A 15460-nucleotide genomic window follows, 5' to 3' on the forward strand; every position below is an offset into this window, starting at 1 on the left:
ACAAGTGCAGCGCTAATTTGCATAGTGCTTAAGTCATTTTAAAACATATAACAATGAGATTTAAACTAATTATTTGTCTGTTAACGTGCTCCACACTGTTACACGCGCAAAAGGCCGAAACCCCACAAAATAGCTACGATTTAGGTGCGAAAATTAATGAAATGAGCTTAACTGTTGGTGGTGTATTAATTGCGGCTACCAACAACGGTTTGGTAGGGATAGACCCTAATAAAGCTAATCCTATATTTACTTTTAACAACTTTGGTCAGTTAAAACCCGAAGAGACGGAGTTTGTTCCAAATTCGCCATACATTGTAGTTTCGCAAGGTGCAGGTTCGAAATTGGCGGGTATAACAAAAACTAAACGCGCCGTTTTAAATTATATAACAGGCGATGTTATTTTTAATTCTGAAGATGATAGTTGGAACCAGATTTACACTTGTAATATTGTTTTGCCACAAAATAAACTTATTGTTAGTGGTATTCAAAAAATAGGAAGCAAGCATGAAAAAATGACGCCAAAAGTAGCGGTTTACGATTTAGGTAAACAAAAGCTCGATTATAGCTTTTTTCTAGATAAACCAGGTCGAGTTGGTGTAGCAAAAGACTTTAGCGTTACAGGAGTGCCATTACTTTTAAAAGATTTTTTAATTATTCCAACTGCACAAGGTTTATTGGCAAAATCGCATACAGGTCAAGATTTATGGAGCACAAAAATAAAAGGTGTTAATTGGATGGTAGCCGATGAAACTGAAAAAGAAATTTATGGTTTCGAAACTACTACAAACGGTAAAAACACCAGAATTCATAAAATTGGCAGCAATGGAGCCGAATTATGGAAAGATGATAGAAAAGTACAAGGTAATGTTTCTAATTTTCAAATTTTGCCTCAAGGTTTAGCAGTGGTTAGCGATAAAAGTTCTGGTGGTAGCACAAGTGTATTGGCTACTAAAAACGAATCGGAAATTGCATTTTTAAGTGCATCAACTGGTGAAGATTTATGGGAGAAAGCACCAAAAACAAAGGGTTACGTACAGCATTTTTATGTACAAGACGATGGTATTTTGTTCGGTATTCAGCAAGGAGGTATTAATAAAATTTCGTTCGACGGGCAAACACTTTTCAAAAAGCCTTTAAAAACAGGCGAAAACATTATGGTTATGGCACAATCGCCACAAGGACTAATTTATATTACAGGAAGCGATGCAAATATAGTAGATTTAAAAACTGGCGAGCAAGTTTGGAAAAAACCATTAAAATATAAAAATTCTGCTGCGGTTGCTTCTACTTTTGATGTTGATAACAATAGATATTTAATTGCTGCCGATGGAACTATTTATGCAATTGATGCTAGTTCTGGCGATGTAGTTGAATTAGCAAATACAAAATTTGATGAAAAAGAATTTGCAAACGCTATGGAAATGCGTAACGGAAACATCTTTTTAAGTGCTTCGCAAAACATGATGTTGCTTGATGCTAATGGAAAAGAGGTATATCACGAATATTACAAATCGCCAAGTAAAAGTACTTTTATGAAAGTAGCAGGAGGGGTATTGGCGGCAGCCTCATTGGCAGCAACAGCATCAACGGCATTAGCGGCTGGGGCCAATAAAACGGGGTTTGGGAGTTCTAACAATCTAAGAAATTATAACGATTACGGTAAAGAGGCTAAACGAGCGTCCGATATGTTTGCCTCAATCGCAGATGCCTCGTTTAAAATGATGTCGCAACGTTTTAAAGCAACTGCAGCTACCGAAAATGCACAATTTATACTTACAAATTTAGAAAGTGGTGTAGGGTTAGTTAAGGTTAATAAAGATTCAGGTAAGGTAGAGAAAGAAATACTTTTAAAAAATAAAAAACCAGAATACCAAGTTGATGATATTGGCGGTTATTTGTTTTACAAAGCAACCGATAAAACTATATACGCTTATAGTTTAAAATAATAAATCTTGTTGTTGAGAGGTTTATTTGGTTAGGCGTGATAATCAGATTATTGCGCTTAATCTTTTTTTATAACACTTAATCGAAAAATTAAGAGTGGTTACCAAGTTTAATTTATTTTTAGAATGCTATTAATCAGTTCATATTTAAAGCACCAATTGCCAAATTCAAAAGAATGAGGGGTAGTTGGTGTTTTTTTATGCGCGTTCTTTTGGTTGATTTTCAAATTATTATTTAGAATTATGGAATTTAATTTGATTTTTATAATAGTAGTGTACGCATTAATTTTAATTTTCTTGATTTTGATAGCTAAAGTATTGGTGTTTAACTATAAAATGGCCAAAAATAATAGCATAAAAATTTTAGAGTTTCTAAATAAAATAAGTTTAGAAAAGAAAAGACTTAAGTTAAACAACCAAAAAGTTTTAATGGTTGATTCTTATAATGAACATTTATTTAATCGTTATTTTAGAATTTTAAATATGTTAATTTCAATTTAAAGACTAAACCTTGTATTCCTAATGAAGTATAAACTTATTTTTATCCTTTTCGTTTTGTTTTATGCTATGTCATTTTCGCAAGTGACTACACGAAAATTAAACGATTCTGCAATGATAATCTACAAGGAAAGTCCTAATAAAGCCATAGAATTATTGGAAGAAGCTTTAACGATTTTGCAAACTAAAAATGATATTGTAGAAACGGCACGAACTAATAATAATTTAGGAATAATTTATAGAGATTTAGGGAAATTTGAGGAAGCTAAAGCCTTATCGGAACAAGCCATTAAAGTACACGATTCAATAATTCAGGCATCAGCCTTTAATAATATTGGAGCTTGTAATAGAAGTTTGGGTATGTATGAAGCTGCACTAGATAATTACTTAAAAGCCTTAAAAATTTATGAAGCAAAAAACTATTTGGAAGACCAAGCCACGGTAAACAATAATATCGGAATGGTTTATAGTTATTTGGGGGTTAATAATAAGGCAGTAGAGTTTCATACAAAAGCTAAAAATGTTTTTGAAAAATTAAACAATAAAAAAGGAATTGCAAACGTGTATAATAATATTGCCATTATATACGCTAATGATGGTGATTTAAAAAAGGCCTTAAGCTATTTTAAATATTCTTTAAATATCGAAGAGGAATTAAAAAGTAAAAAAGGTGTAGCGGAATCGCTAAATAACGTTGGGGCGGTTTTTTATTACATGGAAGAAATAGATTCTGCTTTGGCATATTTTAGAAAATCTTTAAAATTTGAAAAATTAATTGGTAATGAATCTGGCTTAGGAGCTAGTTATAATAATATTGCTCAAGTTTTAATAGAAAATAAAAAAGTCGCAAGTACTAAAATGTATATTGATAGCGCTTATTATTATGCTACCAAATCGAAAACCTCGGTTGATATTGAAACGGCATTACTTAATTATTCTGAGTTTTATGAAGTGAAAAATGACTTGGGAAATTCACTAAAATACTTTAAGGAGCATTCTAAATTTAAGGATAGTATATTAAATGTTGAAACCACAAGTAAAATAGCCGAATTAGAAATAGAATACGAAACCGAAAAAAAAGAAAAAGAAATATTAGCGCAACGTGCCGATTTAGCTGAAAAGGAATTAAATATCAATCAAAAAAATACGCAAATAATAGGTTTGGTTATTTTAGCTTTGGTGCTTTCTGCTTTGGGGTACTTACTTTATAATCAACAAAAGTTAAAAAACACTCAGCTTAAAAAGGAAGGCGAATTGCGTGAAGCTTTGGTTAAAATTGAAACCCAAAACAAACTGCAAGATCAACGTTTGCGTATTTCAAGAGATTTACACGATAATATTGGGGCACAACTCACTTTTATTATTTCTTCCATCGATAATTTGCAGTACGGCTTTAATCTTAAAAACGAAAAGTTAACCAATAAATTAAGTAGCATTAGCGGCTTTACCAAAGAAACAATTTACGAGCTACGCGATACCATTTGGGCTATGAATAAAAGTGAAATTTTGTGGGAAGATTTGCAAGTGCGCATATCCAACTTTATTGATAAAGCAGATAGTTCGGCTCATGCCATCAAGTTTAAGTTTGTAATAGAAGATACCTTAGAGAAGGAACTTAAATTTACATCCGTAAAGGGCATGAATATTTACAGAATTATTCAAGAAGCTATTAACAATGCCATAAAATATGCTGAAGCTTCAGAGGTATTAGTAGCTATAAATAAGGAGAATAATTTAGTGAATATTAAAGTTGAAGATAACGGAAAAGGATTTAATATTAGCGAGGTAGAACAAGGAAATGGATTAAATAATATGAAAAAACGCGCCGACGAAATTAAAGCCGATTTTAAAATTATTTCCGAAGAAAACAAAGGCACAACCATAATTTTAAATGTGTAATATTACTATGAAAATTAAAATTGCCATTACCGACGATAACAGTTTTTTAATAGCTGCCATAAAAGAAAAACTCTCTTTTTTTGATGATTTAGAATTTAAATTTTCGGCAAAACATGGTGCCGATTTATTAGAGAAATTAGACGAAAATCGCAACATCGATTTAATTTTAATGGATATAGAAATGCCAGTTTTAAACGGTATTGAAGCTACCGAAGCAGTCAAGAAAAAATATCCGCACATAAAAATAATTATGCTTACAGTTTTCGATAATGACGAGCATATTTTTAACGCCATTAAAGCTGGGGCAGATGGTTATTTGCTTAAAGAAGTAAATGCCAAAGATTTACATGACGGTATTTTAGAAACACTAAATGGAGGCGCAGCCATGAATCCGTCAATTGCCATGAAAACCCTAAAACTGTTAAGAAATCCATTAGAAATTGAAAACCAAAATCAGACCGAAGATATCAAGCTTACCAAGCGCGAAGTTGAGGTTTTAGAGCAGTTAAGCAAAGGTTTAAGCTATAATTTAATAGCCGAAAACTTGTTTTTATCTCGCGGTACGGTGCGCAAGCACATCGAAAATATATATAAAAAATTACAAGTGCATAATAAGCTAGAAGCGGTACAGAAAGCACAAAAAAATAATTTAATCTAGTATTAACCATTTGCTAACAAATATTGGGTTTTATAGGTTTATATTTGTAGTGTTAGAAAGTAACAACCTTACATTAGTTAGACTTCTTATGTCGAAGGAAACTAATGTTTTTTTTTTGAGTTATAATTAAGTAAGTCGGTCTTTTCTTTTTAATGTAGCAAGTCCTCAGTCATAAAAAAATAAGAACCAAAAAAATATTTCTTTAACTTAGCGTATGCGAAACACTCTTTTTGGTGTAATAATTACCTTGGCTGTACTATTCACCTTTAAATTTTGCGGCGATAAACGTGAAGACAAAATAATGCTTCAAGAAAGTTCGGCGCTTATACAAGAACAAATAAATAATGTAGGCAAGCTAGTGGTTACCGAAGGACATTTTAGCGAGGTTTTTAATTATAAAAATTCTAAAGATATTTTTGGTGATTTAGTGTCGGTTGAAAAAAAAGCACTAGTTGTTGTTAACGCCGATGTAACGGTAGCTTACGATTTAAGTAAAATTGAATTTGAGGTAGATGAAACTACAAAAACGCTCACTATTTTAAATATTCCAGAAGAAGAAATTAAAATAAATCCAGATTTTGAGTACTACGATATTCAAGCCGATTTTTTAAACCCTTTTGAAGCTAAAGATTATAATGAGATTAAGAAAATCGTAAAAAAATCGTTAAGTAAAAAAATTGAAGCATCCGATTTAAAAAAGAATGCCAAAAACCGATTAATTAGCGAGCTTTCTAAATTTTATATTTTAACCAATTCTCTGGGTTGGACACTTAAATACAACGAAACACCAATTCTTAAAAATGAAGAATTACAGCAAATAAAGTTGTAATTTTAAGATTAAAAAACGCGCTACTACATAATGAAAGATCCATACGTTTCATTCGATATAAAAAATAAAGTTGGGTACATCGAGTTTTTTCACCCTAACCACAACGCAATGCCAAGTGATGTATTGCAAAAATTGGAACAAATTATTGTTGATGCCGAAAATACCGAAGCTAAAGTGCTAGTTTTAAAAAGTGGAGGAGAAAGAACGTTTTGCGCTGGTGCTAGTTTTAATGAATTAATTGCTATTGATAATGAAGCAACCGGAAAAGCTTTTTTCTCTGGTTTTGCCAATGTTATTAATGCCATGCGAAAATCGGGTAAACTTATTATTGGTCGCGTGCAGGGAAAAGCTGTTGGAGGTGGTGTTGGTTTAGCCGCAGCAACCGATTATTGTTTGGCTACAAAATACGCTTCAATTAAGTTAAGCGAATTAAGTATAGGAATTGGCCCGTTTGTAATCGAGCCTGCCGTAACGCGTAAAATAGGTGTTTCCAATATGTCTCAATTAACGCTTAATGCTGAAACATTTTATACCGCCGAATGGGCAAAAAACAAAGGTTTATTCGCCGAGGTTTTTGAAACTGCTGAAGCGTTAGATGAATCGGTGACAACTTTAGCCGAAAAATTAGCAAGCTACAACCCAGAAGCTTTACAAGAAATGAAAAAAGTAATTTGGAAAAATACCGAAGATTGGGATGTTTTGCTTAGCGAACGTGCCGAAATTAGTGGAAAATTAGTGTTGAGTGACTTTACAAAAGAAACATTAAAACGGTTTAAATAGGCGGTTTTATTTGTCATTTTTAACTAGTTTCAGAGTCTTTACAACTAAGGGAAAAAATATTTCAATGTGCTCTTGTAACTACAGTATTGTTTATAATTTTTAATCCATCATCAATTAATTTACCAACTAGCGGTCGGTTTTGTTTAATAGTTTCAAGGTGTTGTAAAATGCGTTTACACAGAGTTTTTTCGTTGCCTTTAAAAGCTAATTCGTAAAGTTCAATTGGTAAAAGCCAATCGTTAGGGTGTTCGGTAATTAAAACTTGTAAAACCTTAGTTCGTGAAATAGTTGTGTTTTTACCATTACGATAATCTCTCACTTGTTGGTACAAGCCTTCAAGTTGTAGTTGCGAATTAGATTTTTCAATTTTTATAGTTTTAGAGCTTATTTTATGGGTTATTAAATCGAAGCTATTTAAATCTGCTGGCCCAGAAAAAGCAGAGATAATCGCTTTACCAACTGCCATATGGTAAATACCATGTTCTGGCTTAAATAATTTAGTATTGTTGTATGTTATAGTACAATTTTTAAAACTAATCAATATAATTTTACCTTGTAAATTACGTTTTCCGGTTATAATTTCACCAGAAATAGAAATACCACCTTCAAAATCGAGGGTAACCGCTTTTTCTTCAAAAATATTGTAAGCGATCAAGTCTCTAGGGCTCATATCTTCAATGGCAATGTTGATGCCCTTTAATTTGCCAATTGGTGAGCCAAAACCATGTTGGTGTGTTTTTGTGCCGTGACCCACTAATTGTTTTTCACGATAGGCAAGTGCTGTTTTTCCTGTGGTTTGAAAATAAATAGGGCGCCCATCATGTTCGATAACAGTACTAAAAACACCAGAGATTTGAATACCTGTACTTAACTCGATACTGCCTAAGGCCTTGGAGTTAATTAGTTTTTTTATTCCTGAAAGCCCGCCTTTTCGTAAGGCCATGGTGTTGGCAAATTCTTCTAACACCAAGCTTAAGTGAGCAAAATTGGGTGTTACAAAAAGTTGGGGTTGAGGTTTGGTAATATCGAAATCTTGATAGATAGCTTGTATGTTGTATGGTAACTTTTTAACACGATCGGTCATACACCAAGCGCTTTCTCCAATAGAAGACAATAAACCAGCGCCATAAATTTTGGGGTTTTCTGGGGTTCCTATTAAGCCGTATTCTACAGTCCACCAATGTAAATTTCTTATCAACGCCATTTCACTTGGTTCACCCATATTTTTTTGAAGGTGATTAACGGTTTCTTCCGCAGAAGCGATATCGGCTTCATTGGTGTTTGGCGCTTCTTTAATAATAGATAAATGCCTCACAGCTTCGTAAAGTTCGTAATCTTTAGCCGAGGAAATAGCTTTACACCCAATTTCACCAAAACGTCGCAGATATTCGGCGTATTCAGGGTTTGCAATAATGGGTGCATGTCCTGCACCTTCATGAATAATATCGGGTGCAGGTGTGTATTCAATATGTTCGAGTTGCCTAATGTCGCTCGCTATTACTAGCACATTGTACGCTTGAAATTCCATGAAGGCATTTGGAGGAATAAATCCATCAACAGCCACAGCGGCCCAACCAATATCTTTTAAAATTCGATTCATGCCGTACATGTTCGGGATGCTGTTTATGGAAATGCCTGTTTGTGTGAGTCCGTTTAAATAGGATTTATGAGCAACGGTTTTTAAAAAATCGACATTTTTACGCATTACGTAGCGCCACACCGCTTGATCTATTGCCGAATAATCTTGATAGTTTTGAGGCTTTATAAACTGTTTTAAATGTTCTGGTAAGCGTTTTAAAACGTCGTTTTCTTCGATGTTGCTTTGCATAGTTTAGTAAAAATAGTGTTACTAAAAATACAAATATTTTTATCAATTAGTTTTAAGGAAACGATAGAGCTGTTTAGTAGGTGTTTGATTTTGTCATTCTGAACTTGTTTCAGAATCTTTAACCTATGAGAACCTGAAACAAGTTCAGGTTGACAATTCTAATCAACACCTTCTAAACAGCTCTAAGCTAATTTATGTGATATTATTATTGTAACGCTTCGGGCGGGTATTTCTGCATAATTTCAGAAACAAATTCTTTAATACGTTCTTCTTTTTTCTCGACGTTTCGGCTTAAGTAACCGGTTCCCATGCCTTGCCATATAAGTTCTTTTTTGTTAGCATCAATAAGGTCAATAAACAAAGTGCCTTCTGTACTAACCGATGTGGTTGGCTGATTCCAACCCCAGCCCCAACCAGGACCAAAACCACCCCAAGGACCCCAAGCGCCGTTGCCCCAAGCATTGTTGTATACGTCGACACGTTGGTTCGATTTTGTAAATAGGCTAACTAGTAAATCTGGATTTTCAGATTTTGTAAATCCTTTAGCTAAAAGTTCCGCTTCAATGGCTCGTAAAATACGACGTTTATCTAAGTCGCTTATTTCTGCTTTATCTATACCTGTTTTAAAAAAGGCGAAAGTTTTGTAATTATTAAAATCGGCTTTTTTATCATAATCGGCAGCAACTTTAACAGAGGAGCAAGACGATAAAACCACAAAAAAAGCTAAAAGTGGTACTGTTTTTAAAAACGTATTCATAGCGATATTTTTTAGTTAATTTTTAAGAAAAATCTATTTTATTTAGGTATCAATAATTATACCAAGCTATTTAATTATAAAATTTTAACTAATAGCTGTTGGTTTTTTTATTATAACCGTAAGGGCAATGCCTGCAACCACTTTCGCAACAATAACCACGTTTTAAATGGTATTGCTCGGTAAAACAACGATAGCCTTCGGGCGTTAAATAGTAATCGCCTTCTTCAACTGGAATTATTTTTTTCATCTTAATCAAAGATAATGTAATTTGGATTGATTTTTGAAAAGCTTTTGTTAATGATTTTTGTTTCAAAATATTTAGTGCCCAAAGGTTATTTAGGTTTAACCTTTTTTCCTTTTGTATTTTTAAAAAAGAAGGCGTTAAAACAAGATGCTGTTTTTATTAATCATGAGCGTATTCATTTAAAACAACAATTAGAGTTGTTGGTTATACCGTTTTATTTTTGGTATGTTGTTGAGTTTGTGTTTCGTTTATTTCAATACAAAAAATGGCATTTAGCTTACCGAAATATATCTTTCGAGCGCGAGGCTTATCTGCAAGAAAAAAAACTAGAATATCTTAAAAATAGACCGTTTTGGGCTTTTTTAAAGTATCTTCGCAGGCATGATTTTTAAGCTAGAACATAGCATAAACCAGCGCATAAATTTACCAGAAACATATGGTGTTGAACTTTATATTAAGCGAGAGGATAGAATTCATTCGTTTATTTCTGGGAATAAATACCGTAAATTAAAATACAATCTTCAACAAGCACAACATTTAGGTTTTAAAACTTTATTGACTTTTGGTGGCGCTTATTCCAATCATATTGCTGCTGTTGCGGCTGCAGGTCAGGCTTTTAATTTTAAAACTATTGGTGTAGTAAGAGGTGAAGAGCTTCAAAATAAAATCAGTCAAAATTCTACGTTAAGTTTCGCTGAAAATGAAGGGATGCAGTTTGAATTTGTTACCCGAGAAGCCTACAGAAATAAAACAAGTGAATCTTTTTTAAATCATTTAGAAAACCAATTTGGAAGTTTTTTTGTTATTCCTGAAGGTGGCACTAATGACCTAGCAGTAAAAGGCTGTGAAGAAATTTTAAATAAAACAGATAAAGATTTTAATTTTATCTGCACTGCAGTTGGTACAGGCGGAACTATTTCTGGTTTAATAAATGCATCGAACCAAAATCAGCAAATTTTAGGTTTTCCGGCGCTTAAAGGTGACTTTTTAAAAGAAGATATTATTAAATTTGCAACTCAAAGCAATTGGAAATTAATTACAGATTATCATTTTGGCGGTTATGCTAAAATAAATGAAGATTTAATTGGTTTTATAAATAGATTTAAAGCGGATAGTAATGTGCCGCTCGATCCGGTTTATACTGGAAAAATGATGTTCGGAATTTTTAATTTAATTGAAAACGGCTATTTCCCAAAAGGCTCAAAAATACTAGCAATTCATACAGGTGGTTTGCAAGGAATTTCCGGGATGAATACATTGTTAAAAAAGAAAAATTTACCCTTAATAAAGTAACTTTTTAAATGAAAAAAATATTATTGATTTGTTGTTTAAGTTTAATTGTATTTAGTTGTAAAACAAAAAAGACAGCTACAACAAAACGACCAACGCGAACTACACAAACAACCAAACAGACTTCAACCAACAATAAAACTGAAGAGTCTACTCCTAAAACAACTACAAGCAGTCCTAAAGTTTACGCAAGTAAAACCGAAGAATATATTGATTTATACAAGGAAGTTGCTCAGCAAGAAATGCAATTATACGGCATTCCTGCAAGTATAACTTTGGCTCAAGGTATTTTAGAATCGGCTTCGGGTTATGGCAGATTATCGGTTGAAGCTAATAATCACTTCGGGATTAAATGCCATGAATGGACAGGCGCCAGAATTTATCATGATGATGATGCATTGCAAGAATGCTTTAGGAAATATAAAGATGCAAAATATTCGTTTCGAGATCATTCCTTGTTTTTAAAGGAACGAAAACGTTACGCAGGGCTTTTCGATTTAAAACAAGAAGACTATAAAGGTTGGGCAAAAGGCTTGCGAGCTGCTGGTTACGCTACCGATAGAAAATACCCAGATAAATTAATTAGCCTAATAGAACGCTATAATTTAGATGAGTTTGATAAGCAAGTACTTGGTAAAAATTATACGCCTTACAAGGCGCCAACTTATAAAGAAACCTATACCGTATCGAAAGGTGATACGCTATATTCTATATCCAGAAAGTATAATTTAACGGTTGCAGAATTGCAAAAACTAAATGGTTTACGTAGTACAAACTTAAGTATAGGCCAAGTTTTAATTGTAAAACCTTAATTTTAAAAACATAAAAATTATAAATGATTTATAAAAGAAGTAGTGCTTTATTTGCTGAAGCCGAAAAAGTAATTCCAGGAGGTGTAAACTCACCAGTAAGAGCATTTAAAGGTGTTGGAGGAACTCCAATTTTTGTAAAAGAAGCAAAGGGCGCCTATTTGTTTGATGAAGATGATAATAGATTAATTGATTATATAAATTCTTGGGGACCTATGATTTTAGGTCATGCTTTTAAACCTGTGGTAGATGCAGTAGTGGAAAAAGCACAAAAAGGGACATCGTTTGGAATGCCAACCGAAATTGAAACTAAAATAGCAGAATTAGCAGTTTCAATGGTGCCTAATATAGATAAAATTCGTTTTGTAAACTCAGGAACCGAAGCTTGTATGAGTGCCGTAAGGTTAGCACGTGGTTTTACAGGAAAAGACAAAATTATAAAATTTGCTGGTTGCTATCATGGGCATTCCGATTCGTTTTTAATTCAAGCGGGGAGTGGTGCCAGTACCTTTGGAACACCAAACTCACCAGGTGTTACGCAAGGAACAGCGAAGGATACTTTGTTAGCAAATTACAATGATATTGAAAACGTAAAAGCAATAATTGAAGCTAATAAAAACGAAATAGCTTGTATAATTATTGAACCAGTTGCAGGAAATATGGGCTGCATACCACCAAAAGAAGGTTTTTTACAAGCGTTAAGATCCGTTTGCGACCAAAATAATATTTTGCTGATTTTTGATGAGGTTATGACAGGCTTTCGTTTAGCAAAAGGAGGTGCACAAGAACTATTTGATATAAAAGCAGATATAGTTTGTTTTGGAAAAGTTATTGGTGGTGGTTTACCTGTTGGTGCTTTTGCAGCTAGTCATGAAATTATGGATTATTTAGCTCCAGTTGGTCCTGTTTATCAAGCAGGAACTTTAAGTGGAAACCCATTAGCTATGGCAGCAGGTTTAGCGATGTTAACCGAGTTAAATAACAACGGAAGTATTTTTGATAGCATTAACGAAAAAACAGAATATTTACACAGAGGTATTACAAAAGTATTGAACGATAATAAAGTGGTGCATACCATAAACCGTGTAGGTTCTATGATATCTGTACATTTTGATGAAGCTGAGGTTTACGATTTTAATACAGCTGCAAAAGGTAATAACGATACCTTTAAAAAATTCTTTCATGGCATGTTAAACGAAGGAGTTTACATAGCACCAAGTGCTTTCGAAACTTGGTTTATTACAGACGCTTTAACTTTTGAAGATATAGATTTTACAATTAATGCCGTAAATAAGGTAGCTAAGAGTTTATAGGTTAAAAACAAGTAGCGTATTGTGTACAATACGTTACTTGTTTTAACTAAATTAGGCAATAAAACTTATTGATTCAGAAAAGATAAAGTGGTCTTATTTGGTATAAGCTACTAAACAAGATAATTTTTGAACAAAAATTATCTTGTTTTAATTTATATAATTGTTCTTAATTTTAAAATGGGTTATCTCCTTTTACCTCCGCTGTATTCCATAGCTTCACCTTTTCCAAAGCCGTAACTAAAACCTAAAGTAAAAAATCGGCCGCGTGTGGTTTTAGAGAAATTTGTAAACGTATCTTGGTTGGTGAAAGTTTCGAAGTATCGAGAAGCAAAGGCATCGCGAACACCTAAACTAAAAACGCCTTTACCTTTAAGTATTTTTTTACGAAGACCCAGATCTAAAAACGCAATAGCTTCCGTGCTACCTTGCACAGTTTCGTAATCTGACTGATAATTACCTGTAGCTTCAAAATCGATGTCTGCTGGAAATTTAAATTTTGCCATTAATTTAGAGGTCCATTGGTCTCCGTTAAAATCGAAAACCTGATCTTCGAAAGTCCCGACTCTATTAAAATAATTAAAATTAAAATCGACATTAAAAGTAAGCCAGTTTATAGGAGAATATTTGGTATTGAATTCGAAGCCAACAGTGCTGTTCGTACCAATATTTTCTGGTCTTGAGGTGCTTACATTATCTTCTGCGGTGGTAATACTTTCAATAACATCGGTTGTAAAACGATGATACACGCCAAAATTCAACGCCGTTTTACCAATGTCAAAAATGGTTGTAACCTCATACGAATCGGTAAATTCGGGTTGTAATTCTGGATTTCCTTGGCGGATGCTATAACTGTTTCTAATATTAAAAAACGGATTTAAATCCCTTAATCTTGGTCGGTAAATACGTTTTGAATATCCAGCTTGCAGTGAAACCACATCTGAAAACTTATAAGAAGAATGCAAACTAGGAAACCAATTTGAATAATTTTGATTATTAGATTCGTTGGTGGTTTCTAACAGAGTCTCTAAATCGGTATGCTCTAAACGTACACCTGCTTTTAATCCCCATTTTTTACCTTGATAAGCGCCAGAAGCATAAACACCCAAAACGTTTTGGTTAAAGTTAAAAATATTGGTTAATCCGGTATCTGTTACAAAAACATCATCTTCTAAATCTTGTACTTCATAATCGTTGTTTACATCGTTTAATACATATTGGCTACCAGCTTCCATACTCCATTGTTCGTTAAATGGCTTGGTGTAATCTAGCTTAAATGTAAAATTATCTTCGGCAAAATCGGTTCTAATTTTTTGTGTCGCATTATAATCTTCACCAGCAACGGTAACATCGTTAAACAATGAGTTTTGATCTTTTGAAAAAGAGTTTCCAGTTACACTAAACAATAAATCGTGATCTTCATGGTCTTTAAAATCTTTTTTATAAACTAGTTCGTATTGCCATTTCGGGTTTGTAGCTTCGGTGGTTTCGTTTCTGTTCCATTCCGATTCTAAAGCATCGTTTTCATCAAAAAGTTGAAAGTTGTAGTTTGAAGGCTGATCTTCAATTTCGTAGGCAAAATTCCCCGAAAGGGTTAATACATCGTTTGGAGTTATGTAATAATCTGTTCCTAAAGTAATATTGTAAAATTTCTCGTTTCTGTATTCGGTTCCGGTATTAATGAGGGTTGTGTTATCATCTAAATCGATGTTAATTCCTTCGCTATCTCTTGGGTAACTTCTGCGCCCTAAACCAAACTGCGTGAATAAGTTAAATTTTTCTGAACGCCTATTTAAACTCACACCAATACTGTGGTTATCTGGAATTCCTGTATTTAAACTTACCGAACCATTTACGCCTTTACGTTCTTCTTTTTTAATGATTATGTTTATAATTCCTGAAGTTCCTTCGGCATCGTATTTTGCCGATGGATTTGTAATTACCTCAATACTTTCAATCATATCGGCAGTAATGCTTCCTAAAGCACCGCCATCGTCGGTTAAAATAGAAGGTTTTCCGTTTATTAAAACTTGTACTCCAGAATTTCCCCGTAAGCTAATGGCACCTTCAATATCTACATTAACACTGGGCACATTGTTAAGCACATCTAACGCACTAGCGCCAGTGCTTGCAATATCTTTTCCTACATTAAATACACGTTTATCGAGTTTAAATTGAGTTCGAGACACTTCGGCTTGCACCAAAACAGCATCTAATTGGGCAGCATCTTCGGCTAAGGTAAATGTGCCTAAATCAATCGTATTTTTTTTAATATTGAATTGATTAAAGGTTTTTGAAACATAACCTATATAACTAACTTCAATATAAAAGCTCTTGGCATCTGTATTTAGATAAAACGCACCATTTTCGGCTGTTGTTGTACCTGAAATTGGTTGTTTAGTTTCTGAATCTGCAACTAAAACTGTTGCATATGCCAACGGTTCTTTACTAGTTTCGTCTATAATTGTTCCTTTAATTTCAATGGTTTGTGCATGCGAATAGTTCACAAATAATAAAAGGAAAGAAAATGTAATAAGTTTAATGAATTGAAAGTTCATATAATGTGGATGGTCTTTTAAATTTAGATAGGCTGATTCTTAAAAGCAAAAATGCAA

At 33.3% G+C, this 15460-nt stretch carries 13 protein-coding genes; 9 read left to right on the forward strand and 4 right to left on the reverse strand.

Annotation, left to right across the window (positions count from 1 at the left end):
• Window positions 1-53 precede the first annotated feature (53 nt).
• From LG651_RS15165 to LG651_RS15185, 5 genes are all read left to right on the forward strand, one after another.
• Window positions 54-1946, forward strand: a complete 1893-nt coding sequence (locus tag LG651_RS15165) for an outer membrane protein assembly factor BamB family protein (RefSeq protein ID WP_226696956.1) — start codon at window positions 54-56, stop codon at window positions 1944-1946.
• 519 nt (window positions 1947-2465) lie between these two features.
• Window positions 2466-4340, forward strand: a complete 1875-nt coding sequence (locus LG651_RS15170; protein WP_226696957.1) for a tetratricopeptide repeat-containing sensor histidine kinase — start codon at window positions 2466-2468, stop codon at window positions 4338-4340.
• Window positions 4341-4347: 7 nt separating this feature from the next.
• Window positions 4348-4998 carry a response regulator gene (locus LG651_RS15175; RefSeq protein ID WP_226696958.1) on the forward strand — a complete coding sequence of 217 codons (651 nt, stop codon included), beginning with the start codon at window positions 4348-4350 and terminating at the stop codon, window positions 4996-4998.
• 214 nt (window positions 4999-5212) lie between these two features.
• Window positions 5213-5827 (forward strand): DUF4230 domain-containing protein, encoded by a 615-nt coding sequence (locus tag LG651_RS15180; RefSeq protein WP_226696959.1) that lies wholly within the window; start codon window positions 5213-5215, stop codon window positions 5825-5827.
• A gap of 30 nt (window positions 5828-5857) precedes the next feature.
• Window positions 5858-6607: an enoyl-CoA hydratase/isomerase family protein gene (locus LG651_RS15185; RefSeq protein WP_226696960.1), complete on the forward strand. Its 750-nt coding sequence runs from the start codon at window positions 5858-5860 to the stop codon at window positions 6605-6607.
• Between the two features lie 61 nt (window positions 6608-6668).
• On the opposite strand, the gene LG651_RS15190 is transcribed toward LG651_RS15185, so the two are convergent.
• The 3 genes from LG651_RS15190 to LG651_RS15200 all read right to left on the reverse strand — a co-directional run bounded on the left by LG651_RS15190 (window position 6669) and on the right by LG651_RS15200 (window position 9439).
• Window positions 6669-8435, reverse strand: coding sequence for an aromatic amino acid hydroxylase (locus LG651_RS15190; protein ID WP_226696961.1), 1767 nt, complete (start codon window positions 8433-8435; stop codon window positions 6669-6671).
• 205 nt (window positions 8436-8640) lie between these two features.
• Window positions 8641-9192 carry a DUF4136 domain-containing protein gene (locus LG651_RS15195; RefSeq protein WP_226696962.1) on the reverse strand — a complete coding sequence of 184 codons (552 nt, stop codon included), beginning with the start codon at window positions 9190-9192 and terminating at the stop codon, window positions 8641-8643.
• Window positions 9193-9280: 88 nt separating this feature from the next.
• Window positions 9281-9439 carry a DUF5522 domain-containing protein gene (locus tag LG651_RS15200; RefSeq protein WP_165586785.1) on the reverse strand — a complete coding sequence of 53 codons (159 nt, stop codon included), beginning with the start codon at window positions 9437-9439 and terminating at the stop codon, window positions 9281-9283.
• Window positions 9440-9489: 50 nt separating this feature from the next.
• Between LG651_RS15200 and LG651_RS15205 the strand changes: the two genes are divergently transcribed.
• The 4 genes from LG651_RS15205 to hemL are packed head-to-tail and all read left to right on the forward strand — an operon-like array spanning window position 9490 to window position 12848.
• Window positions 9490-9828 carry a hypothetical protein gene (locus LG651_RS15205; RefSeq protein WP_226696963.1) on the forward strand — a complete coding sequence of 113 codons (339 nt, stop codon included), beginning with the start codon at window positions 9490-9492 and terminating at the stop codon, window positions 9826-9828.
• Window positions 9818-10729: a 1-aminocyclopropane-1-carboxylate deaminase/D-cysteine desulfhydrase gene (locus tag LG651_RS15210; protein ID WP_226696964.1), complete on the forward strand. Its 912-nt coding sequence runs from the start codon at window positions 9818-9820 to the stop codon at window positions 10727-10729. Before LG651_RS15205 ends, LG651_RS15210 begins: the two co-directional genes overlap by 11 nt.
• A gap of 8 nt (window positions 10730-10737) precedes the next feature.
• Window positions 10738-11538, forward strand: coding sequence for a glucosaminidase domain-containing protein (locus LG651_RS15215; protein WP_226696965.1), 801 nt, complete (start codon window positions 10738-10740; stop codon window positions 11536-11538).
• A gap of 23 nt (window positions 11539-11561) precedes the next feature.
• Window positions 11562-12848 (forward strand): glutamate-1-semialdehyde 2,1-aminomutase, encoded by a 1287-nt coding sequence (gene hemL / locus LG651_RS15220; protein WP_226696966.1) that lies wholly within the window; start codon window positions 11562-11564, stop codon window positions 12846-12848.
• 182 nt (window positions 12849-13030) lie between these two features.
• On the opposite strand, the gene LG651_RS15225 is transcribed toward hemL, so the two are convergent.
• Window positions 13031-15403, reverse strand: a complete 2373-nt coding sequence (locus LG651_RS15225) for an outer membrane beta-barrel family protein (RefSeq protein WP_226696967.1) — start codon at window positions 15401-15403, stop codon at window positions 13031-13033.
• Between the last annotated feature and the right edge of the window lie 57 nt (window positions 15404-15460).

It is taken from the genome of Neotamlana sargassicola (genome assembly GCF_020523965.1).
In the GTDB taxonomy this organism is placed as follows: domain Bacteria; phylum Bacteroidota; class Bacteroidia; order Flavobacteriales; family Flavobacteriaceae; genus Neotamlana; species Neotamlana sargassicola.

Bases quoted from the DNA above. Each gene is read 5' to 3' on its own strand.
- LG651_RS15200 (WP_165586785.1), bottom strand. From the start codon at position 9,439: ATGAAAAAAATAATTCCAGTTGAAGAAGGCGATTACTATTTAACGCCC.
- LG651_RS15225 (WP_226696967.1), bottom strand. From the start codon at position 15,403: ATGAACTTTCAATTCATTAAACTTATTACATTTTCTTTCCTTTTATTA.
- LG651_RS15185 (WP_226696960.1), top strand. From the start codon at position 5,858: ATGAAAGATCCATACGTTTCATTCGATATAAAAAATAAAGTTGGGTAC.
- hemL (WP_226696966.1), top strand. From the start codon at position 11,562: ATGATTTATAAAAGAAGTAGTGCTTTATTTGCTGAAGCCGAAAAAGTA.
- LG651_RS15205 (WP_226696963.1), top strand. From the start codon at position 9,490: ATGATTTTTGTTTCAAAATATTTAGTGCCCAAAGGTTATTTAGGTTTA.
- LG651_RS15175 (WP_226696958.1), top strand. From the start codon at position 4,348: ATGAAAATTAAAATTGCCATTACCGACGATAACAGTTTTTTAATAGCT.
- LG651_RS15165 (WP_226696956.1), top strand. From the start codon at position 54: ATGAGATTTAAACTAATTATTTGTCTGTTAACGTGCTCCACACTGTTA.
- LG651_RS15180 (WP_226696959.1), top strand. From the start codon at position 5,213: ATGCGAAACACTCTTTTTGGTGTAATAATTACCTTGGCTGTACTATTC.
- LG651_RS15195 (WP_226696962.1), bottom strand. From the start codon at position 9,192: ATGAATACGTTTTTAAAAACAGTACCACTTTTAGCTTTTTTTGTGGTT.
- LG651_RS15215 (WP_226696965.1), top strand. From the start codon at position 10,738: ATGAAAAAAATATTATTGATTTGTTGTTTAAGTTTAATTGTATTTAGT.
- LG651_RS15210 (WP_226696964.1), top strand. From the start codon at position 9,818: ATGATTTTTAAGCTAGAACATAGCATAAACCAGCGCATAAATTTACCA.
- LG651_RS15170 (WP_226696957.1), top strand. From the start codon at position 2,466: ATGAAGTATAAACTTATTTTTATCCTTTTCGTTTTGTTTTATGCTATG.
- LG651_RS15190 (WP_226696961.1), bottom strand. From the start codon at position 8,435: ATGCAAAGCAACATCGAAGAAAACGACGTTTTAAAACGCTTACCAGAA.